The organism is Streptomyces johnsoniae (genome assembly GCF_031845565.1).
GTDB lineage: Bacteria > Actinomycetota > Actinomycetes > Streptomycetales > Streptomycetaceae > Streptomyces > Streptomyces johnsoniae.
In genome coordinates this window covers 1-255 of sequence record NZ_JAVREV010000118.1, presented here as the reverse complement: position 1 = coordinate 255, position 255 = coordinate 1, and the positions used below count along the sequence as shown (strand labels likewise).

Genomic DNA, 255 nt, shown 5'->3' with positions numbered 1-255 from the left:
CACCGGCTGCACCACATCCACCCGCTCCAGCCACCCCTCACCCCCACCCAACAACACCTCAACCAACGACCACCCCACCAACGGCTCCAACACCTCAGAACACTCCACCAACCGCGAACGAAACACCCCCGACTCCCCCCACAACTCCACACCCATCCCCACCCACTGCGACCCCTGACCAGGAAACACAAACACCGGCCGATCACCCCCCACCACCACCGACCCAACCAACGGCTCCCCCAACCCCCGCAATAA

The 255-nt window shown here is 64.3% G+C and carries 1 protein-coding gene; it reads right to left on the bottom strand.

The window, feature by feature from the left end; genetic code table 11:
- The coding region (locus RM779_RS33930) for an acyltransferase domain-containing protein (protein WP_311621568.1) at nt 1-255 on the bottom strand (255 nt) is incomplete at both ends.